Origin of the sequence: Streptomyces sp. JW3 (assembly GCF_052216785.1) — a bacterium.
Classification (GTDB): Bacteria; Actinomycetota; Actinomycetes; order Streptomycetales; family Streptomycetaceae; genus Streptomyces.
Window position 1 is genome coordinate 1 of the sequence record NZ_JBQOUX010000001.1, and the last position, 19,202, is coordinate 19,202.

20 protein-coding genes and 2 pseudogenes are annotated in these 19,202 nt (G+C 67.9%); 13 read left to right on the forward strand and 9 right to left on the reverse strand.

Annotation, left to right across the window (positions count from 1 at the left end; translation table 11 throughout):
• Nucleotides 1–259: 259 nt before the first annotated feature.
• The 3 genes and pseudogenes from ACTT8P_RS00005 to ACTT8P_RS00015 all read left to right on the forward strand — a co-directional run bounded on the left by ACTT8P_RS00005 (nt 260) and on the right by ACTT8P_RS00015 (nt 2,157).
• Entirely contained in the window at nt 260–568 is a 309-nt protein-coding gene (locus ACTT8P_RS00005) for a hypothetical protein (protein ID WP_442829377.1), read from the forward strand.
• Between the two features lie 450 nt (nt 569–1,018).
• Nucleotides 1,019–1,687 (forward strand): annotated as a pseudogene (locus ACTT8P_RS00010) (ISAs1 family transposase); the annotation flags it as partial.
• A gap of 239 nt (nt 1,688–1,926) precedes the next feature.
• Complete coding sequence (locus ACTT8P_RS00015; RefSeq protein WP_442829608.1) at nt 1,927–2,157, forward strand: hypothetical protein; 231 nt, start codon at nt 1,927–1,929, stop codon at nt 2,155–2,157.
• A gap of 147 nt (nt 2,158–2,304) precedes the next feature.
• Here the strand turns inward: ACTT8P_RS00015 and ACTT8P_RS00020 are convergent, their stop codons facing one another.
• Complete coding sequence (locus ACTT8P_RS00020; RefSeq protein ID WP_442829378.1) at nt 2,305–2,622, reverse strand: hypothetical protein; 318 nt, start codon at nt 2,620–2,622, stop codon at nt 2,305–2,307.
• A 384-nt stretch (nt 2,623–3,006) separates the two neighbouring features.
• Between ACTT8P_RS00020 and ACTT8P_RS00025 the strand changes: the two genes are divergently transcribed.
• Nucleotides 3,007–3,390 carry a hypothetical protein gene (locus ACTT8P_RS00025; protein ID WP_442829379.1) on the forward strand — a complete coding sequence of 128 codons (384 nt, stop codon included), beginning with the start codon at nt 3,007–3,009 and terminating at the stop codon, nt 3,388–3,390.
• 183 nt (nt 3,391–3,573) lie between these two features.
• Here the strand turns inward: ACTT8P_RS00025 and ACTT8P_RS00030 are convergent, their stop codons facing one another.
• Both ACTT8P_RS00030 and ACTT8P_RS00035 read right to left on the reverse strand, forming a co-directional pair.
• Nucleotides 3,574–3,855, reverse strand: coding sequence for a hypothetical protein (locus ACTT8P_RS00030; protein WP_442829380.1), 282 nt, complete (start codon nt 3,853–3,855; stop codon nt 3,574–3,576).
• A 525-nt stretch (nt 3,856–4,380) separates the two neighbouring features.
• On the reverse strand, nt 4,381–5,286 hold the full coding sequence (locus tag ACTT8P_RS00035; RefSeq protein ID WP_442829381.1) for a sporulation protein: 906 nt from the start codon (nt 5,284–5,286) through the stop codon (nt 4,381–4,383).
• Nucleotides 5,287–5,800: 514 nt separating this feature from the next.
• Between ACTT8P_RS00035 and ACTT8P_RS00040 the strand changes: the two genes are divergently transcribed.
• From ACTT8P_RS00040 to ACTT8P_RS00070, 7 genes are all read left to right on the forward strand, one after another.
• Nucleotides 5,801–6,547, forward strand: coding sequence for a hypothetical protein (locus ACTT8P_RS00040; RefSeq protein WP_442829382.1), 747 nt, complete (start codon nt 5,801–5,803; stop codon nt 6,545–6,547).
• Between the two features lie 256 nt (nt 6,548–6,803).
• Nucleotides 6,804–7,400 carry a DUF1707 and DUF4190 domain-containing protein gene (locus tag ACTT8P_RS00045; RefSeq protein WP_442829383.1) on the forward strand — a complete coding sequence of 199 codons (597 nt, stop codon included), beginning with the start codon at nt 6,804–6,806 and terminating at the stop codon, nt 7,398–7,400.
• Between the two features lie 308 nt (nt 7,401–7,708).
• Nucleotides 7,709–8,080, forward strand: a complete 372-nt coding sequence (gene rpsL / locus ACTT8P_RS00050) for a 30S ribosomal protein S12 (protein ID WP_003948652.1) — start codon at nt 7,709–7,711, stop codon at nt 8,078–8,080.
• Nucleotides 8,081–8,082: 2 nt separating this feature from the next.
• Nucleotides 8,083–8,553, forward strand: a complete 471-nt coding sequence (gene rpsG, locus ACTT8P_RS00055) for a 30S ribosomal protein S7 (RefSeq protein WP_361157643.1) — start codon at nt 8,083–8,085, stop codon at nt 8,551–8,553.
• Nucleotides 8,554–8,592: 39 nt separating this feature from the next.
• The gene (gene fusA, locus ACTT8P_RS00060; RefSeq protein ID WP_361157641.1) at nt 8,593–10,719 is read left to right on the forward strand and encodes an elongation factor G; all 2,127 of its coding nucleotides are present in this window, start codon (nt 8,593–8,595) and stop codon (nt 10,717–10,719) included.
• A gap of 173 nt (nt 10,720–10,892) precedes the next feature.
• Nucleotides 10,893–12,086: an elongation factor Tu gene (gene tuf / locus ACTT8P_RS00065; RefSeq protein ID WP_442829384.1), complete on the forward strand. Its 1,194-nt coding sequence runs from the start codon at nt 10,893–10,895 to the stop codon at nt 12,084–12,086.
• Between the two features lie 192 nt (nt 12,087–12,278).
• Complete coding sequence (locus tag ACTT8P_RS00070; protein WP_442829385.1) at nt 12,279–13,397, forward strand: hypothetical protein; 1,119 nt, start codon at nt 12,279–12,281, stop codon at nt 13,395–13,397.
• A gap of 97 nt (nt 13,398–13,494) precedes the next feature.
• Here the strand turns inward: ACTT8P_RS00070 and ACTT8P_RS00075 are convergent.
• Nucleotides 13,495–14,315, reverse strand: a pseudogene (locus tag ACTT8P_RS00075) (hypothetical protein).
• Here ACTT8P_RS00075 and ACTT8P_RS00080 point away from each other — a divergent pair.
• Nucleotides 14,281–14,826 (forward strand): DUF4365 domain-containing protein, encoded by a 546-nt coding sequence (locus ACTT8P_RS00080; RefSeq protein WP_442829386.1) that lies wholly within the window; start codon nt 14,281–14,283, stop codon nt 14,824–14,826. The pseudogene ACTT8P_RS00075 and the gene ACTT8P_RS00080 overlap by 35 nt on opposite strands.
• Complete coding sequence (locus ACTT8P_RS00085; RefSeq protein WP_442829387.1) at nt 14,823–16,004, forward strand: hypothetical protein; 1,182 nt, start codon at nt 14,823–14,825, stop codon at nt 16,002–16,004. The genes ACTT8P_RS00080 and ACTT8P_RS00085 overlap by 4 nt, the downstream gene beginning before the upstream one ends.
• Nucleotides 16,005–16,017: 13 nt before the next feature.
• Here ACTT8P_RS00085 and ACTT8P_RS00090 read toward each other — a convergent pair whose 3' ends face one another.
• The 5 genes from ACTT8P_RS00090 to ACTT8P_RS00110 all read right to left on the reverse strand — a co-directional run bounded on the left by ACTT8P_RS00090 (nt 16,018) and on the right by ACTT8P_RS00110 (nt 19,201).
• The gene (locus ACTT8P_RS00090) at nt 16,018–16,482 is read right to left on the reverse strand and encodes a type II toxin-antitoxin system VapC family toxin (protein ID WP_442829388.1); all 465 of its coding nucleotides are present in this window, start codon (nt 16,480–16,482) and stop codon (nt 16,018–16,020) included.
• Nucleotides 16,469–17,293 carry a hypothetical protein gene (locus tag ACTT8P_RS00095; protein ID WP_442829389.1) on the reverse strand — a complete coding sequence of 275 codons (825 nt, stop codon included), beginning with the start codon at nt 17,291–17,293 and terminating at the stop codon, nt 16,469–16,471. The genes ACTT8P_RS00090 and ACTT8P_RS00095 overlap by 14 nt, the downstream gene beginning before the upstream one ends.
• Before the next feature lie 137 nt (nt 17,294–17,430).
• Nucleotides 17,431–17,688 (reverse strand): hypothetical protein, encoded by a 258-nt coding sequence (locus ACTT8P_RS00100; protein ID WP_442829390.1) that lies wholly within the window; start codon nt 17,686–17,688, stop codon nt 17,431–17,433.
• Nucleotides 17,685–18,032, reverse strand: coding sequence for a hypothetical protein (locus ACTT8P_RS00105; RefSeq protein WP_442829391.1), 348 nt, complete (start codon nt 18,030–18,032; stop codon nt 17,685–17,687). The genes ACTT8P_RS00100 and ACTT8P_RS00105 overlap by 4 nt, the downstream gene beginning before the upstream one ends.
• Nucleotides 18,033–18,262: 230 nt before the next feature.
• Entirely contained in the window at nt 18,263–19,201 is a 939-nt protein-coding gene (locus ACTT8P_RS00110; RefSeq protein WP_442829392.1) for a hypothetical protein, read from the reverse strand.
• Nucleotide 19,202: the final 1 nt, after the last annotated feature.

Genomic DNA, 19,202 nt, shown 5'->3' on the forward strand with positions numbered 1-19,202 from the left:
TCCTCGACGGCTTCATAGCCGAGACCGGACTCGGGCTGGAGCCTCCGTAACCCGTCACCCCACCCTTTCAACCTCAGGAACCGCGATCGACTATGGTACTGGTTCCGCTCCAGTCAGGCATGCCTTGAAATATAGAAGGGATAGGTGCACTGTGGTTTTTGTGGGGGCGGTTTTCATATGTCTAGGGTTGCTTTCGTTATTCGCACAGTCGGGCAGCTTCTTGGAGCATCGTCGACTGCAGGCATTGAAACATCACGGCGTGGACGGACAGGCGGTGTACGTCTTCCATGAGTACGTGACCAATTCCCATCGGGTATTTCTCGACATATGCCTTCCGGAGGGGCAGCCGAGAGCCCGGTTCCATGAGTACATGCAGGCATTGCCGGGTCCCGAGGGTACGGTCGTGCCGGTTGTGTACGACAGCCGGAAGCCGAAGCGGGCGAAGGTGGGAGCACGGGCGGAATTGGACTACGAGTACGAGTTGGGAAGTGTTCTTCTGCTCGGTGCCGGCGGCCTGGTGCTCATCGGTATAGGGGCGCTGCTCTGCCTCATCGGCGAGCTGACGTGACACGTCGGTCGCGACGGCGGCCCGCCGGGGTGCCGGGGCTCTGGATCAGCGGGCGCTGCGATCGCGCTACGGGCTTTCGGTAGCGCTCCGTCCACCTCGGTACTACTCGAAGGCCCCGGTCTTTGGCTGTTCCGCTCGCCCCGGTCTCGTACTTGCCGAGGTTCTTGCCGGCACTGACGCCGATCTTACCGGCCGTGGGTGACCGACTTGTCAGCCTTGTCAGCGGCGGACTGGAGGCTCTCCGACTCGCTGCCAAGGTTTGTGCAAGTTCCCGGGATCGCCCAACTGGCGTGAGGATGCCGCGGGTTGGGGTGGATGACAGAGCGGACACGGGATCCGTGATCATTCAGGTGTCTAAGCCAAGTGATCAAGAGAGTTCCCGTGTCCGCTGTCTCATCTTCCCCGATCCCTGCCGTGTTGGCCAAGTTGGGTCCGCTCCATCCGGACGACATGCCTGACCTGCGGCTCTTCCTGGAGGCGGTGCCCGATCCGCGCTCCCGGCGGGGCCGCTGGTACTCGCTGACCTCGATCCTGCTGGTCTGCGCGGCCGCCGCGGTCTCGGGAGCCTGGACCATCGACGAACTCGCCAAGTGGGGCGCCCGCGCCGACGCAGGACTGCTCGCCGCGCTCGGCGTGCGCCGTCACCTGCTGTGCTGGCGGCATGCACCGTCCAGGTCGGCGATCGGGAGGGTCCTCGAGCGTCTCGACACCAACGCACTCGATGCGGCCGTGGGCACCTGGTTGGCTCACCGCCATAGGGCCGCAGCCCCGGGCAGGCGACGGGTGATCGCCGTGGACGGCAAGGCACTGCGCGGCTCCGCCCGCCTAAACCAGACCCGCCGGCACCTGCTGTCCGCCGTCACCCACGGCTGCCCGGTCACCCTCGCCCAGGCTGAGGTCGGGTCCAAGACCAACGAGACACGGCACTTCCAGCCCCTGCTTGCACCGCTCGACCTGGACGGAGACGTGCTCACCTTCGACGCGCTGCACTCCGTGAAGGCCAACGTCGCCTGGCTGGCCGAGACCAAGAAGGCGCACTACGTAGCCGTGATCAAGCCCAATCAGCCCACCGCCTGGGCCCAACTGGACGGACTGGACTGGCATGCGGTGGCCGTCCAGCACACCACCTCGAACAAGGGACACGGCCGTCGCGAGTCCCGCTCGATCAAGACTCTCGCCATCGCCGACAACCTCGGCGGCATCGCCTTCCCCACGCGAAGCTCGCCCTCCGCGTCCACCGCCGCCGCAAAGAGAGTGGCAGGAAGGAGACCCGCGAGACCGTCTATGCGGTCACCAGCCTCGACATCCACCAGGCGAAACCGGCCGAACTCGCCTCCCACCTGCGCGGACACTGGACCGTGGAAGCCCAGCACCACATCCGCGACCGCACCTTCGCCGAAGACGCCTCCACCGTCCACGCCGGCAACGCACCCCGCGTCATGGCCACCCTCCGCAACCTCGCGATCGGAGCCCTCAAAGCCCTCGGCGCGACCAACATCGCGAAGACCACCCGCGCCATCCGCGACCAACCCGAACGAGCCCTCCCCATCCTGGGCATCACCTACAAGCCCGACCTCAACGGAACTTGATCAAGCCCTGCCGCGCTGCCGAGCGACTTCGCGGTAGAAGCAGCAGCGGTCACCTTGTTTTTGAAAGTCTGCAGAGAACTTGAAGCGTTTTTGAGTGATACTGTCAGGGACATTCGTACCTCCGGGGCGAGTCTCCTGTGTGGATCGTCAACTGTCGGGTCCGCCGCCTCCTACCGCCGCGGCAGCGGCTCGGGCTGCTTCCTTCAACTGGTGAAGGCCCTGCGCGCTGGTCTGCAGTTGTTGCATGGCGCTCTGTGACTGGCGTTGGAGATCGGCTATCTGCTGCTGGGTCTGCTGGAAGCGCGTCTGCGCCTCCTGCCCCTCTCGCTGTAGCCGGGCGGTGCGTTGGGCGTCGGATTCGTTGACGGGCGGAGTTTGTCGCTGTTCGGTTCGGATGCGCCCCCAGCGTTCGACGACTCCATCTTCACCGCCGATTTGCCTGTACTCGATTCCGGCAGGTCTCATCAGTTGTGGCCACCTGCGTAGACCACATCTACGAGGGTTACACCACACCCTAAGCGAGCGGTCTGTGCCTACGTCACGCCCGATGGACGTGAACTGCGCTGGGTCCTTGCGGCCGGCCCAAACTTCCCTGCTGTGGGGGCGGCAGTACCTCTCGTGTACGACGGGCGGAATGAGGGACTGGCCAAGCGACAGGCCGGGAAAGATGCATGGCTTTCGCTAGGGCTTGGCTGGACTCTGCTTGCTGCGACCCCGCTAGTGGTGGGAGTGACGATGGAGTACATGTTGTGATGTCGTGCACAGAGGTTGGGGCTGGCGACTACTCCCATATACGCTCCACCGGATGAAGCAAACAAACTTCCAGATAGGCAAGGGGGAGGGTGTGCGGTGCGCGATGTCCTGGTCATTGGTGGCGTGATATTTATACTTCTCGGCATATTCGCCGTGTTTGCCCAGACAGGCAATTTTGTCGACTATCGACGCATGAGGCATCTGAAGCTACATGGTGTCGACGGGCAGGCAGTTTATGTGCGCCATGAATACGTGACGAATTCGCATCGGGTGTTCTTTGATGTCTGCCTGCCGGAGGGAGAAGCGCCCGCACGTTTTCACGAGTACATGCAGGGATTGCCGGGCCCGAGGGTACGACAGTCTCGGTCGTGTATGACAGGAGAAAGCCAAAGCGTGCCAGGACGGGAGTGTGGGATGAACTTCCATTTGACGCAGAGCGGCCAATCGTCCTGCTTCTCGGTGGCGGTGGTCTGGCGCTGATCGGAGTGGGGGTTCTGCTCTGCGTGGTCGGGTCGCTGCTGTGACGTGCTCGTCGGGATCGCCAGTTTGTGGGTCGCTGTCGTGCCGGGCCGGCGCAACAGCCAGTTCGCAGACTGGGAGATGGGGAACTTGCCTCGCCTGGGAGCAGAGTGCCGATCGAAGGCCCGTTGTGCTGCTCTGCTGTCAAAGGTGACCAGGGTCTTCCTTCACCGGTAGTTTCTTGATGGGATCCTCAAGCCCCTTGATCTCGACATCGAAGTGCGCCTTGGTCGCGGTCGACTTGTGGTGATCGGGCAAGTCACTCTCGACGTCGACTACCTTCTCGTAAACGCGTTCAGTGGGGTGTTGCCCTACGAGACGCTCCCGTTCTTGGTGTTCCAGCGTCTCACTGTGCGCTGCCGGTGACCTTCGCAGTGCCTTCTGCTGACGAATGGGGTTTGGTGTGGAAGTCTGGTGCTTTTTCATAGCGACGGGAATTTTCCTGATCGCGTGTGTTTTCTTTTTTTGCTTTCGCTATGTGGGACTCAGGTCGGCGGGATTCGAGTGGCGTGCCGAGGCCGAAACTCGTGCCTTCGCCGGGATCAGGAGCTGCTGCGGAAAGAGCCGGGCCGGGAAGAATACGACGGACCAGAAGGACACCGGAGTCCGGCCCCCGTACCTCGCGTGACGTGTTCCTCTCCGCCCGCGAGGCGCGGGAGAGGCGGTCGTCGCCTGCTGAGCAGCGGCCGGTGATCCGGCGGAACGGCCGTCCCGGCGTGGCCCCGCTGGACCTGCCCGGCGACACGGCGGCCGCTGGGCGGGACCGGGGGTGTCGTGGGGACGGCCCGGGAGGCGGGCGGCCGGTCGCGGTGGACGTTGCCGGGACCGACGACTCCCGGCGGCTGTCGAAGCGGGCCCGGGCCCTCGCCGAAGACCTGGAGGGACGGGCGGGCGGCCGGCACCGCGGCGGACCGCCGGCTCGCACAGTCGTGCTTGACCGCGAAGGCCGGCTCAGGCGGCCGCCACCTGGCGGAGCCAATCGCGCACCAGCCGGCTCCAGTCGGTGCGTTCGAGATCGTGGTGTGCCGCGAGGAAACGGCGGGCTGGGGGCTTCTCCCTCCAGGGCAGGACGCCGTGGCCGGCGCGGCGCAGCAGTATCTCGCAGCCGACCGCGTTGGTGAGGAGGACGAGTTCGAGGTCCGTACCGATCCGGTCCGTCGTGCGGTCGCGCAGTTCCAGCGACTGGTAGAAGACGAAGGGCTGGTCGACGTCCGGTATCCACTCGTTGACCAACCGGCCCGCCTCGCAGGTGTATCCGTGCCCGGCGAAGGCGTCCAGCAGGGCTTCGTGCAGGGGCAGGGGCGAGACGTGCAACAGGTCGTGGTCCGAGCCGGTTCGGAGCGCGCTGTCGTCCACCCGGGTCCGCAGTTCCAGGACCACGCCCAGTGCGCGGCCCGCCACTTCGGTGAACGGCGTCGCCCACGGCAGCCGGATGGTGAACGGCACGACGACCTCCTCGCCTCTCGGCACCGGGAAGGGGCCGTCCGCGTAGGCACGGTTGATCTCGTCGTCCCCGGCGCGGGTGCCGGGGGCGGCGGACCAGGACGCGATGACCGCGAAGGAGAAGCCCTGGACGTCCGTGCCGAGCAGGCCGCCCCGCAGGACCACGTGACCGGGGACCGTGTCACCGGGGCGGATGGTCCCGGTGAGCAGTTGCGCGTCGATGTCCACCGGCCCGCCGCCGGCCCGCGCGAATATTCGAGTGAACAGCTGCGGAGCATATGACCCGCCTGAGTGCCGACGGGCCGGCTGACCGGCCGCGCGGTGCTGAGGGACACCGGGTGGGGCGGGTGGCCGCGCTCGCCTGTCAGCGGCGTCGGCGGGGGGACGGGGCCAATCATCACAACAGCCCGTCATTCGCCGGGTGTTCGTGTCGATTCCGCGTTACTCCAGGGACGGGCGGCGCCGCCGGGCGGACAGAGATCGTCGGGTGGACGCTCCGAGAGGCGGGGCAGCAGTCCTGCGGATGCGGCGGGCCGATGACTTCCGGGAGCTGTTGGAACGGGTCGGCCCGGCCGGGCGGGCTGGGGAGCGTACCCCGGGACACAGGAGTATCCGCCGGGTGTACTCCCGTGGCTGAGCCGGCGGTGCGGCTCCCGTTTCTCGGCTACCTCCCCGCCTCCCTCCCTGCCGCAGCCGCCGCGACTGACCTCCGCATCTCCGCGACGTCGCGCGGAGCGCCGCCAGACACGTCCTGGTCTGCGAAAAGACAAGGCCGCTAAGCTGTTCGAGTCCGTTCCCCGGGGGGAAGGCAGCCGGCTTGCCGGCGAGACGACCGCTGTGGGGAGCCGATCTCCGGACGGGGGACGGGACGCCCGTGCCGGTGACGGCAGTACGGCGGCAACGAAGGGGACGTCAGAAAGAGCCGCGCATGGTCGAGGGCGAGCAGGGCTCCCGGCCGGCGAAGGGCTCAAGCACTCTCGTGCGGCTGCTCGCCGAGGTCGGCGCGTTGCTGGAGCACTACGAACCAGGTGAGCTGGAGGTCGTGCCCCGGGACGCACGCGAACGGGCCGAGTTCGAGGCGTACGGGCAGGGCTGGCGGGACGCTGTCGCGCAGTACCGTTCCTTCATCGAGCTGGCCACCGTGGCCGGCGTGCCCGGTGGCGGACGTACCCCCGGGCAGGCGGCCGTCATCCCGTTCCGGCGCAGGGAGCGACCCGACCGGGCCGGCCGGCCCGGGGCCGTTGGGGGGCGGGGGCAGACCGGTGACGACTTCCGCGGCGGTACGGAGGAACCAAGGGCCTCGTCGGGTCGTGGCGACGAGGGCACCGGCCTCACTGCGCGCGCTGCTCCCGCGGCATCGGAGGCGGACCTGACCGGTAGCGGCGAGCGTTGGCCAGAAGCCGCAGCCGCAGCCGGAGCCGAAACCGCAGCCGCAGCCGGAGCCGGAGCCGGAACCGAAACCGAAACCGCAGCCGCAGCCGAGACCGCCAGGAAGAACCCGGAGACCGGACCCGACGACACCGGCGCACCGGCACCGGCCGCAACCGACACGCACGTCACCAACCCCCAGGGTGGCGAACCGCCGGTGTTCGCGCCCAAGAATGCCCGGTCCCGTGCCCCCACCATTCCGCGCCTCTCCCGTCAACGCCGCCCGGGGCGCTCGGGCGGGGACTGACCCGGGCGAGGCGGGGAGACATGGGAAGCCGCTCACCCCGGGCCGTCCAGAGGGCCGGTGTCACTCCCGCCGCCATCGACGAGCGGAGTCCGCCTCGGCCACCGCCGGTGGCCGAGGCGGCGGAACGGAACGGAGACCGGTCCTGTCGGTTGACGCCCGCCTTCTCGGTTTTTTTCCGTCCAGCCCGGACGTACCGCTCCCACACGGCCTGCCGGCAGCGCATCATGGAGTGACCCCGCCCTCCGGGAGGTGCCCCGTGTCGCAGCCGCCGTCGCCATCGCCGTACCCGTCCTGGCAGTCACAGCCGTATCAGCCGCATCAGCCGCAGCCGTGGAACGGCCCGGGCCCGGGGCAGATCCAGGGCCAGGTCCACGGCCAGTCGGCCATGCTCGCCTCCCACGCCGAGCGTGAGCGGGCCGTGGACGTGCTCCGGGCCGGTTATGGGGAGGGCAGACTGGAACACGGCGAGTTCGAGAAGCGGGTCGGGCGGGCCTACGCGGCCCGGACCGTCGGCGAGCTGGCGCTGCTGGTCGCCGATCTGCCGCAGGGGCCCGCGCCGGTCGCCCGGATGGACACCGCCGTGCCGGCGACCTTCCTGCCGGCGCCGCCCCCGGCCACCAACGGCAAGGCGGTCGGCGCCATGGTGTGCGGGGTGCTGACGCTGGTGACCGCCGGGCTCAGCGGCGTCCCCGCGGTGCTGCTCGGGCACGCGGCCCGCGCGGAGATGCGGCGGTCCGGGGAGCGCGGTGAGGGCCTCGCCATGACCGGGCTGGTGCTGGGCTGGGTGTCGATCGCCGGCTGGGCGTTCATCGTCACGGTGCTCATCGCGGCGGGGCTTGCCTCCTCCGGCTGAGGGCCGTAGGACCTCCCCCGGAGATCGTCTTCGGTGCGGGGGCTTGACAGACGACCCCTGACGGATGCGGGCCCTCCGCATTTGTTTTGACCACAGCGAATGCGATAGGTACGCTCAGACCTTGTGCCTGGGGTGTGCCCTGGCTCCTGTGTGTGCCTTCAACCGCACGGGGGCTGCTGAGCGGCCACCGCGATCTGTGCAGTTTTCGCCTCGCGGCGGAGGTCCGCCGGATTCGACACACCCGACCGCGTGGGTCGGTGACGTTCCAGGTTAGCTTCACCATTCGGCACACAGAAACCGGAGAAGTAGTGCCTACGATCCAGCAGCTGGTCCGGAAGGGCCGGCAGGACAAGGTCGAGAAGAACAAGACGCCGGCACTGGAGGGGTCCCCCCAGCGTCGTGGCGTCTGCACGCGTGTGTTCACGACCACCCCGAAGAAGCCGAACTCGGCCCTGCGTAAGGTCGCGCGTGTGCGTCTGACCAGCGGGATCGAGGTCACTGCTTACATTCCGGGTGAGGGGCACAACCTGCAGGAGCACTCCATCGTGCTCGTGCGCGGCGGCCGTGTGAAGGACCTGCCCGGTGTTCGCTACAAGATCATCCGCGGCTCGCTCGACACCCAGGGTGTCAAGAACCGCAAGCAGGCCCGCAGCCGCTACGGCGCCAAGAAGGAGAAGTAAGAATGCCTCGTAAGGGCCCCGCCCCGAAGCGCCCGGTCATCATCGACCCGGTCTACGGTTCTCCTCTTGTCACGTCGCTCATCAACAAGGTGCTGCTGAACGGCAAGCGCTCCACCGCCGAGCGCATCGTGTACGGCGCCATGGAGGGCCTGCGCGAGAAGACCAACAACGACCCGGTCATCACGCTGAAGCGCGCGCTGGAGAACATCAAGCCGACCCTCGAGGTCAAGTCCCGCCGTGTCGGTGGCGCCACGTACCAGGTGCCGATCGAGGTCAAGCCCGGTCGCGCCAACACGCTCGCGCTGCGCTGGCTGGTCGGTTACTCCCGCGCCCGGCGCGAGAAGACCATGACCGAGCGTCTGCTCAACGAACTTCTCGACGCGTCGAACGGCCTCGGTGCGGCCGTCAAGAAGCGCGAGGACACGCACAAGATGGCCGAGTCCAACAAGGCCTTCGCGCACTACCGCTGGTAGTCGCTACCCACATCGAGACCGAGAGAAGACTGAAGCCTTATGGCTACCACTTCACTTGACCTGGCCAAGGTCCGCAACATCGGGATCATGGCCCACATCGACGCGGGCAAGACGACCACCACCGAGCGGATCCTGTTCTACACCGGTGTGTCGTACAAGATCGGTGAGGTCCACGACGGCGCCGCGACCATGGACTGGATGGAGCAGGAGCAGGAGCGTGGCATCACGATCACCTCCGCTGCCACCACCTGTCACTGGCCGATGGAAGACGTCGACCACACCATCAACATCATCGACACGCCGGGCCACGTCGACTTCACCGTCGAGGTGGAGCGTTCGCTGCGCGTGCTCGACGGTGCCGTGACGGTGTTCGACGGCGTCGCCGGCGTCGAGCCGCAGTCCGAGACGGTGTGGCGTCAGGCCGACCGCTACGGCGTCCCGCGCATCTGCTTCGTCAACAAGCTCGACCGGACCGGCGCGGAGTTCCACCGCTGCGTCGACATGATCAGCGACCGCCTGGGTGCGCAGCCGCTGGTCATGCAGCTGCCGATCGGCGCCGAGGCCGACTTCAAGGGCGTCGTCGACCTCGTGACGATGAAGGCCTTCGTCTGGTCCGCCGAGGCGACCAAGGGCGAGATGTACGACATCGTCGACATCCCGGACACCCACGCCGAGGCTGCCGAGGAGTACCGCGGCAAGCTGCTCGAAGCCGTCGCCGAGAACGACGAAGAGCTGATGGAGCTGTACCTGGAGGGCACCGAGCCCTCCGTGGAGCAGCTGTACGCGGCGATCCGCCGTATCACCATCGCGTCCGGCAAGAGCGACGGCACCACGGTCACCCCGGTGTTCTGCGGCACCGCGTTCAAGAACAAGGGCGTGCAGCCCCTGCTCGACGCGGTCGTGCGCTACCTGCCCTCCCCCCTGGACGTCGAGGCCATCGAGGGCCACGACGTCAAGGACCCGGAGAAGGTCGTCGCGCGCAAGCCGTCCGACGACGAGCCGCTCGCGGCGCTGGCGTTCAAGATCATGAGCGACCCGCACCTCGGCAAGCTCACCTTCGTCCGGGTGTACTCCGGCCGCCTGACGTCCGGCACCGCCGTGCTGAACTCCGTCAAGGGCCGCAAGGAGCGCATCGGCAAGATCTACCGTATGCACGCCAACAAGCGTGAGGAGATCGAGTCGGTGGGCGCCGGTGACATCGTCGCCGTCATGGGCCTGAAGCAGACCACCACCGGTGAGACGCTGGCCGACGAGAAGAACCCGGTCATCCTGGAGTCCATGGACTTCCCGGCGCCGGTCATCGAGGTCGCGATCGAGCCCAAGTCCAAGGGCGACCAGGAGAAGCTGGGTGTCGCCATCCAGCGGCTCGCGGAGGAGGACCCCTCCTTCCAGGTGCACACCAACGAGGAGACCGGCCAGACCGTCATCGGCGGTATGGGCGAGCTTCACCTCGAGGTGCTGGTCGACCGGATGAAGCGCGAGTTCCGCGTCGAGGCCAACGTCGGCAAGCCGCAGGTCGCGTACCGTGAGACGATCCGCAAGGCCGTCGAGCGCGTCGACTACACGCACAAGAAGCAGACCGGTGGTACCGGTCAGTTCGCCAAGGTGCAGATCGCGATCGAGCCGATCGAGGGCGGCGACGCCTCGTACGAGTTCGTCAACAAGGTCACCGGTGGCCGTATCCCGAAGGAGTACATCCCTTCGGTCGACGCGGGCGCCCAGGAGGCCATGCAGTTCGGCATCATCGCCGGCTACGAGATGACCGGTGTGCGTGTGACGCTGCTCGACGGCGCCTACCACGAGGTCGACTCCTCCGAGCTGGCGTTCAAGATCGCCGGTTCGCAGGCCTTCAAGGAGGCCGCGCGCAAGGCCAGCCCCGTGCTGCTCGAGCCGATGATGGCCGTCGAGGTCACCACGCCCGAGGACTACATGGGCGACGTCATCGGCGACATCAACTCCCGCCGTGGCCAGATCCAGGCCATGGAGGAGCGGGCCGGTGCCCGCGTCGTCAAGGGCCTGGTGCCCCTGTCGGAGATGTTCGGCTACGTCGGCGACCTCCGCAGCAAGACGTCGGGTCGCGCAAGCTACTCGATGCAGTTCGACTCCTACGCCGAGGTTCCGCGGAACGTCGCCGAGGAGATCATCGCGAAGGCCAAGGGCGAGTGACGCCGTACTCCGTTTAACGGAGTACCTTCACACGCTTTAGGCTTGACTCCGGAGCCTGTCGAAGGGCGTTCCGCCACCAACCCGGCGGAATGCCCCAGGCCCGGGCTATCCAGCAAAGATCACCTGGCGCCGATGAAGCAAGGCGTTCAGAACCACTCCACAGGAGGACCCCAGTGGCGAAGGCGAAGTTCGAGCGGACTAAGCCGCACGTCAACATCGGCACCATCGGTCACATCGACCACGGTAAGACGACCCTCACGGCCGCCATTACCAAGGTGCTGCACGACGCGTACCCGGACCTGAACGAGGCCTCGGCCTTCGACCAGATCGACAAGGCTCCCGAGGAGCGCCAGCGCGGTATCACCATCTCCATCGCGCACGTCGAGTACCAGACGGAGACCCGTCACTACGCCCACGTCGACTGCCCCGGTCACGCGGACTACATCAAGAACATGATCACGGGTGCGGCGCAGATGGACGGCGCCATCCTCGTGGTCGCCGCCACCGACGGCCCGATGCCGCAGACCAAGGAGCACGTGCTCCTGGCCCGCCAGGTCGGCGTTCCGTACATCGTCGTCGCCCTGAACAAGGCCGACATGGTGGACGACGAGGAGATCCTGGAGCTCGTCGAGCTCGAGGTCCGTGAGCTCCTCTCCGAGTACGAGTTCCCGGGCGACGACCTGCCGGTCGTCAAGGTGTCCGCCCTGAAGGCCCTTGAGGGCGACAAGGAGTGGGGCCAGTCCGTCCTCGACCTGATGAAGGCCGTGGACGAGGCGATCCCGGAGCCCGAGCGGGACGTCGACAAGCCGTTCCTGATGCCGATCGAGGACGTCTTCACCATCACCGGTCGCGGTACGGTCGTCACCGGCCGCATCGAGCGTGGTGTCCTCAAGGTCAACGAGACCGTCGACATCATCGGCATCAAGCAGGACAAGACCACGACCACGGTCACCGGCATCGAGATGTTCCGGAAGCTGCTGGACGAGGGTCAGGCCGGTGAGAACGTCGGTCTGCTGCTCCGCGGCATCAAGCGCGAGGACGTCGAGCGCGGCCAGGTCATCATCAAGCCGGGTTCGGTCACCCCGCACACCGAGTTCGAGGCGCAGGCGTACATCCTGTCCAAGGACGAGGGCGGCCGCCACACGCCGTTCTTCAACAACTACCGTCCGCAGTTCTACTTCCGTACGACGGACGTGACCGGCGTCGTGACCCTCCCCGAGGGCACCGAGATGGTCATGCCGGGTGACAACACCGAGATGAAGGTGGAGCTCATCCAGCCCGTCGCCATGGAAGAGGGCCTGAAGTTCGCCATCCGCGAGGGTGGCCGGACCGTGGGCGCCGGCCAGGTCACCAAGATCAACAAGTGATCTGACCTGCACTGAGTGGCTCGGAGGGGCCCGTACGACTTCGGCGTGCGGGCCCCTTTGGCGTCCCCGTGGGGCGCTGCCCCAGTAGGGCCCGATTCGATCACAGGTTCTACAAAGGTCTGGGCATTGTCAGTGGCGGCGGGAAAACTGATCCTCCGACATGTCCGGTCCCTTGCCTGAGAGTGAACAGCCGTGAGTAGTGCCTCGTCCGGTGACGAACCCTCCCTGTCCGACGCGGAGCTGGAGGCGTTCCTGAAGAACGCCGCGGAGGGCGGGGGCGCCCCGCCGCCCAAGGAGCCGTCGGCGCGGGCCCGGATGGTGGCGCGGCGGCTGCGGGAAGAGGAGGAGGCCGCGCGGCGGGAGGGGAAGCGGAAGCAGGCCGATCCGCCGGGGTGGCGGACCGGCCCGGCGTGGCAGGAGACGAACGGCCGCCGCACCCGCCGGCGCCGGATCCTCGCGGTGCTCGGCGTGCTGGTGGCGGCCGCGGTCGCCGTCGTGGCGGTACGGCCCTCGCTGCTGCTGGACCGGTTCGGGGACGGGGGTTCCGCGTCGGCGCCCGGGTCCGCCGCGCCGGGGCTGCCGACCCGGGCCGAGCCGTTCCGCGGGTCGCCCGCGCTGAGCTGGGCCGACGGCGCGGACGGGATCGAGCTGCCGCGGGCGAAGGCGGTCGGCGACATGAGCGAGAAGGACGTGGCGTCCGCGCTGCGGCTGACCAAGGAACTGCTGGTCGCCTCCCACCTGGACCGGGGCGTGCTGCGCGGGGAGCGTCCGGAGCGGGCGATCGCCCTGCTCGACCCGGAGAGCCCCGGCCTGACGTCCCGGCTGAAGCGGTCGCTGAGCGAACCGAGCCAGGAGGACGACCCGCTGACGCTCTTCACCCGGTTCGACCCGGCCGAGGCCCGGGTCATCGACGACGCGGTGAAGGTGCGCGGGGAGATGACCTTCGCGGCCGGCGACCCGGGCTCGGTCGAAGTCCACGCCGACTACACCTTCGTGTACGCCGTCGAGCGGGTCGGGGGCGACGGAGCGGACGGCACGGTCGACCGTACGATCGTCCGCCGGGACGTGACGATGATGCTGGCCGACCCGGAGCGCTGGCACGCCACCGAGGGGCGGCTGCTGCCGAAGTCGTACTACGCCAACTTCGGCAACACGGCGTGCGAGGTCTACGACGGGTACCTGCACCCGTCCTTCACGGGCAACTCCGCCACCGGGTCGCCGGCGACGGGGGCGGAGGTGGATCCGTACGACCGGAGTGAGCCGTTGACGGGGGAGCAGGACATGGCGTGCGGGAAGGTGACGCGGACCTGAGAGTGCGGGGGCAGGGGGACGGGGCCTGCCACAGTTCGGCGTGGTTGCCGGGTGACGCTCTCGTCTGGACGACGTCCTTGGCGACGGGAGAGACGGGCTAATCGGCTTCGATGACCTCGTCGAGGGAGGTCGCGGTCGCCGCTCGCAGGAGCCAGGTGTGCAGGGTCCCGCGATCAGCGCAGTTGGTGATGTGCTCGCGCGCCTCCTGCGGGACGTCGATGCCGCGCTTGGCGAGGACGGCGAGGACGTCCTCGGCTGCTTGTCGCGTTTCACTTTCGGCGCGTGCTTCGGCGCGCGCTTTGGTGAGCCCCTCGGCGTGTCCCTGGGCGAGTCCTTCGGCGCGGACTTTCGCTAGTGCCTTCTTCATGAAGTCCGACTGGTAGAAATCGAGGTCCACGACCACCAGTTTGCTCCAGATCTCTGCGGCGGGCAGCTTGCCCAGTCCTCGGAAGATGAGTTCGGCGAAGGGAATGCCGACGGTCCCGGTTCGTCCATGAGCGCCGTCGACATCGCCTTCAGTATGCCCTCGATGTCCGGGCTCGTGCCGTGGACGATCGCGGACAGCGCGGCTAGGGCGAGGTCCTCGCGGACTTGGTCCGGATCGGTGATCACCGGCATGTTGTGCGCGTACTTGCTGCGCAGGTAGGCGAGGTAGTAAGCCCAGCTGACCGATTTCTCCGGGTCCTTCTTCCGCTGTGCCTCGACGGCGAGCAGGAAGGGCCCGTCGTGCTTGGTTTCGATGCGCGGCAGGGTATCGATACGGCGTTCGATCGGGTCCGTCTCTGTCACGTCGTTCGGCAGTACGTCGACCGAGACCGGTGGTGGCAGCTGGATGCCGAGCGTTTCGGAGACGCGCGAGAAGAGCGTCGGGTGGTCCTGGAAGATGCGGTGCATCGCCTCGTGGGACGAGCTGACCATGGGGTTCGGGGAGAACAAGCACCGGGGCGACTTCGGTGAGCAGTTCGTCCGCGTGCTGGCCGCGGCGGCCAACCTCGACGCGGCGAAGCGGGAACGGGACCGCGTGGGCGTGGACTGGGAGCTGGGCCATCCGGGCCGGCCGGGAACCCGTCGCTATCCGATGATCGCGGCACAGGTGAAGTGCACCTCGTCGCCTCTCGTGCGCGAGCATCACATCGCGTACGACCTGGAGGTCAAGAACTACGACCAACTGGCGGGCCAGGATTACGTCGTCCCCCGTTTCCTCTTCCTCGTCCTCGCTCCGTCCGACCCGTTCACCTGGTCGCACGCCACCGCCGACCGGCTCCTGCTGCGCAACGCGGCCTACTGGCTGTGCCTGCACGACCAGGAGCTCGTGGATGCGGAACAGAGCACGCGGCGCGTCCATGTACCGCGGGGCAACCTGCTGACCGTCGACCCCTTGCACGACCTGTTCTCGGAGGACTACCGCAGCATGGTGGGGGTGTCGTGAACGTGATCACGGACGCGGAGTTCGAGGATGCCCGGACGCTCACCCCGGAGACCGTCCGGCGGTATCTGAGCGGCAAGGGCTGGCGGGCGGAGCGCGAGCTGTCCGGCGCCGAGTTGTGGGAGCGGTACGCCGGGGACGCGCCGGAACCGCCGTACGAGGTGCTGGTGCCGTCCGAGCGGCGCCGGGACTATCCGGGCAGGATCGCCGACGTCCTGGAGACGCTCGCGGTCGTCGAGGCGCGTCGTCCCGGCGACATCCTGCGGGAGATGCGGTTGCCGCCGTCGGACTGGCAGTTCCTCCGCCTTGCCCCTCCCGGTCCCACCGGTACGGCTCCGCTGCTGGACCTGGTGTCGGCGCTCAACGGGTTGCGGGAACTGCACACCGCCGCCGCGTCGTCGGCACTGACCCCGCAGGCCGTGCAGCCGGCGCAGAAGCCCCAGGCGGTCAAGGACCATGTGACCTCGGTACGGGTGGACCAGACACGGGTCGGCAGCTATGTGATCGCGGCGCACACCCCGGTGGTGAAACTCCCGCCCATGTGGCGTCGGCAGGCGGCGCTGTTCGACGCGGACTCCTTCCCTGGGGGAGCCGGTGCGCGTGTTCCCGAGCCGTACGCCCGTGAGGTGTCCCGCGTCCTGTTCGCCGGTGTCACCTGTGCCCGTGCGGCCGCGGACGCGTCCTTGGCCCAGGACGGTCTGACCGATTTCGCGCCGTACGCCGAGGCGGGACTTTCGGCCAATCTCTGCGAGGCCCTGGTCAAGATCGCCGGTGAGGAGTGCCGTGACTACTCCCTGTCCTTCAGCTGGTTCCCCGATCTGCCGGTGGCCCAGGACTCGCCGCCGGTGGCCATCACCCGGCGTCATGTCGAGGTTCTTGAGGAAGGAGCGAAGGACCTACGGGAGCGGCTGGGCCGGGAGCGCGGGGCCGTACTCGTCGGAGTGGTGACCCGCCTGCGCGCGGAGGACGGTGACCGGGAAGCGACGGTCTACGGCTCGTTCGAGCACGAGAACTACGCCCGCACGCGTCGGGTACGGGTGCTGCTCGACCCGGAGCACGTGGACCGTGCGACCGATGCCTGGCGCGACGGTATGGAGGTCGTGGTGGAGGGCGACCTGGAACCGCGCGGGAACGGGCTGCGGATGCGGACGGTGACCGCGTTCGCGGTGCGGCAGGGGTGAGGGGTGCGCGTGATCAGCGGATGTCGGACGCGGAGAAGATGCCTTCACCACCGAAGTCGAAGGGCTTACTCAGCAACACGCCCTTGTAGACGTCCCCGGGGGAGAAGTCCCGGAAGTTGCGGGTCAGGAACACCTCGGCCCCGGCGAAGCAGGCGCATGCCAGATGGACCGCGTCGGCACCCTTGATCTTCGGGCGGTCGGCGGTGATGTCGTTGGCCAGCAGTCCGACCCTCCGGGTCACCTCGACCAGGGTGATGTACGGCTCCTGGAGCAACGTCCGGATGCGTAGCCGGTGCTCGCTCGCGCTGGTGCCCCGGGCTTCGGCCAGGGTGAGTGTGGAGGTGAAGAGCCGGACGTGTCCGCCGCGCCCCGCCCGCAGCATGCTTTCCGCCTCTCGGGCGCAGTGGGTTCCCTGCGCCCAGTCGACGAAGCAGTTGGCGTCCAGATACACCGACTCGGGGCGGTCAGTTGTCCCCACGAAGGGCCTCCACATACTCCACAGCGTCCTGGCCGCCGGTCATGTCGGGCCAGAACCCTCCCCGCAGCTCGTCGTCGGACAGCTGGGGCTGGGTCGGCAGGAGTTCGATGTCCCGTGCGCGCATCCAGACGCTCTGTCCCTGCGCGTTCTCGGTGATCTCACCGCTGATCTCCACCCGGTCGCGCCGCCAAGCTCGTCGCAGCTCGGGATCGAGGTCGTCACCGAAGTACACCGGGATCACCTCGCCCCCGACCTCGGTACGCAGCACGGCCCGGGGCCGAAGCTGTCTGCCGCCTTCCTGGAGCCCGCTCAGCCGGCCTCTGCGGGAGCCGAACGTGCGATGCCGCGTCTTCGTGGCCGAGTCCAGATGCAGTGCGGTCCGCTGGGTGATCTCCGCGGTACGCAGGGGCTCCCCGTCCCCCCGGACCTCCAGCACCATGCCGACGTCGGGCGACGCTCCGAGAGACCGGGCGATTCGGCGCCCGAGGTTCGCGGCCCGCAGTGTCCAGCCGGTGGGGATGCGGGCGGTGGACTCCGCCTCGTGCAGTCCGCCCACCGCGCTGCGGGCCACTCGCTCGACCACTTCGTAGGTCGAGTGGTCGGCGATCCGCAGCGGTTCCAGGACGCAGGCGACGCTTCCGAGGCGCAGTTCGTTGAACGTCCAGCGCGTGCCGTTGCGGCCTGGCCGGGCCGTTTCGGTGGCCTCCAGCTCCCGCAGGAGGGTCAGCATGGTGGTCAGGGCCTGGAGCGATTCCTGCGCGTCCATGCCGGCGTGTGGGCCGAGCAGTTTCAAAGCGAGCTCGATCCTCATACTGTCCCTCCTTCCAGGGGCGCGGTTCCCGGCGCCACAGTATGCGCGGCCCATCACCATGCTGGGCGCATTCCCCGGCACTGTCACCCTCGGGAGAGTAATCAGCAGCTAGCGGCTCGTGTGCTGTGGCGTTCTGGTCAGAAACCCAGGTAAAGAATCTGGACGACGTAAACACGCTCGTCCCGGACGATCACCTGATACGTGAACATGCCACCCGGGACGACCACGTTGCCGCCCTTCGGGTCCGATCCTTGGTGGCTTCGGCCGTGCAGATGCAGGGCTTCCGCCGCTCTGACCAGTTCGTCCGCCTTGATCTCCACTTCGGCGAGGAAGGCGGCAGGCGCGTCGCGAGCGGCCTCCTCCGCGCCGAAGGCGTACTCCCAGGACCAGCTCAAACGCGTACTGCTTCCATGGCCTCGTCGAGGACCGTGCTCAGCTCGCGCAGCGCGTCCCTGGCGACGGTCGCGTCCTCGTGCTCCAGGTTGTTGGTGGCACGGTTGTGGCGGGCGGCGAGGTCGGGGCGACGGGCGATCTCGATGTCCCGGGCCCAGCACAGGACCCAGCTCCGCACGGGGCTGAGGGACTGCCACTCCACGGCCTTGGCGAACGCCTCGTCCTTCGTACGCTGCATCTCCGGCAGCCGGCCGGGCGCCACGACGGCGAGGGCCGCGCGCAGGGCGTCAGGGGTCTGCTCGGGGCGGGGAACCAGCTCGTGTCCGTGGTCGGCCTGCGTGCTCATCGAGTCCTCCCGGGAGTGCCCTGGCCAGGGTAGCCGTTCGGGAACATCGAGGTGTGGGGACGCGAACATGAAGGTCTGTTCCTCCTGGTCACGCGTGGTCTTACGGCAGTGAGAGCGCTCGGAGGGGCATGCCGGGCGACAGTCGCGGAGGGGGAGCGGGGGCTGCCGGCATGCCTGTCTGCCTCCCGACCTCGCCCGCCAGGGCGCCGACCGGTTCCGACGCCAAGCTGTCAGTCGATGACCTCGTCGAGGGAGGTCGCGGTCGCGGCGCGCAGGAGCCAGGTGTGCAGTGTCTCGGGGTCAGCGCAGTTGGTGATGTGCTCGCGCGCCTCCTGCGGGACGTCGATGCCGCGCTTGGCGAGGACGGCGAGGACGTCCTTGGCTGCCTGCCGGATCTGACTTTCGGCCTGTACTTCGGCGCGCGCTTGGGCGAGCCCCTCGGTGTGTCCCAGGGCGAGTCCTTCGGCGCGGACTTTCGCTAGTGCCTTCTTCATGAAGTCGGACTGGTAGGAATCGAGGTCCACGGCCACCATTGCGCTCCAGATCTCTGCGGCGGGCAGCCGGCCCAGTCCTCGGAAGATGAGTTCGACGAAGGGAATGCCGACGGTCTCGGGTTCAGCCATGAGCGCTGTCGACATCGCTTTCAGCATGCCCTCGATGTCCGGGCTCGTGCCGTGGACGATTGCGGACAGTGCGGCCAGAGCGAGGTCTTCGCGGACCTGGTCCGGCTCGGTGATCACCGGCATGTTGTGAGGGCCGGCGACGATGGGTCGCGCGGTCAGCGAGGGCCATGAACCGAACCCGATGGGTTCCGGTCGGGCCGCCCACTCGGCCGTCGAACGGTCCTGGCAGATCACGAGCAGCAGCGGCGGCAGGCGGTACTTGCTGCCCAGGTAGGCGAGGTAGTGAGCCCAGCTGACCGGTTTCTCCGGGTCCTTCTTCCGCTGTGCCTCGATGGCGAGCAGGAAGGGCCCGTCGTGCCTGGTCTCGATGCGGAGCAGAGTATCGATGCGGCGTTCGATGGGGTCCGTCTCGGTCACGTCGTTCGGCAGTACCTCGACCGCGACCGGTGGTGGCAGACGGATTCCGAGGGCTTCGGCGACGCGGGAGAAGAGCGTCGGGTGGTCCTGGAAGATGCGGTGCATCGCCTCGTGGGACGAGCTGACCATG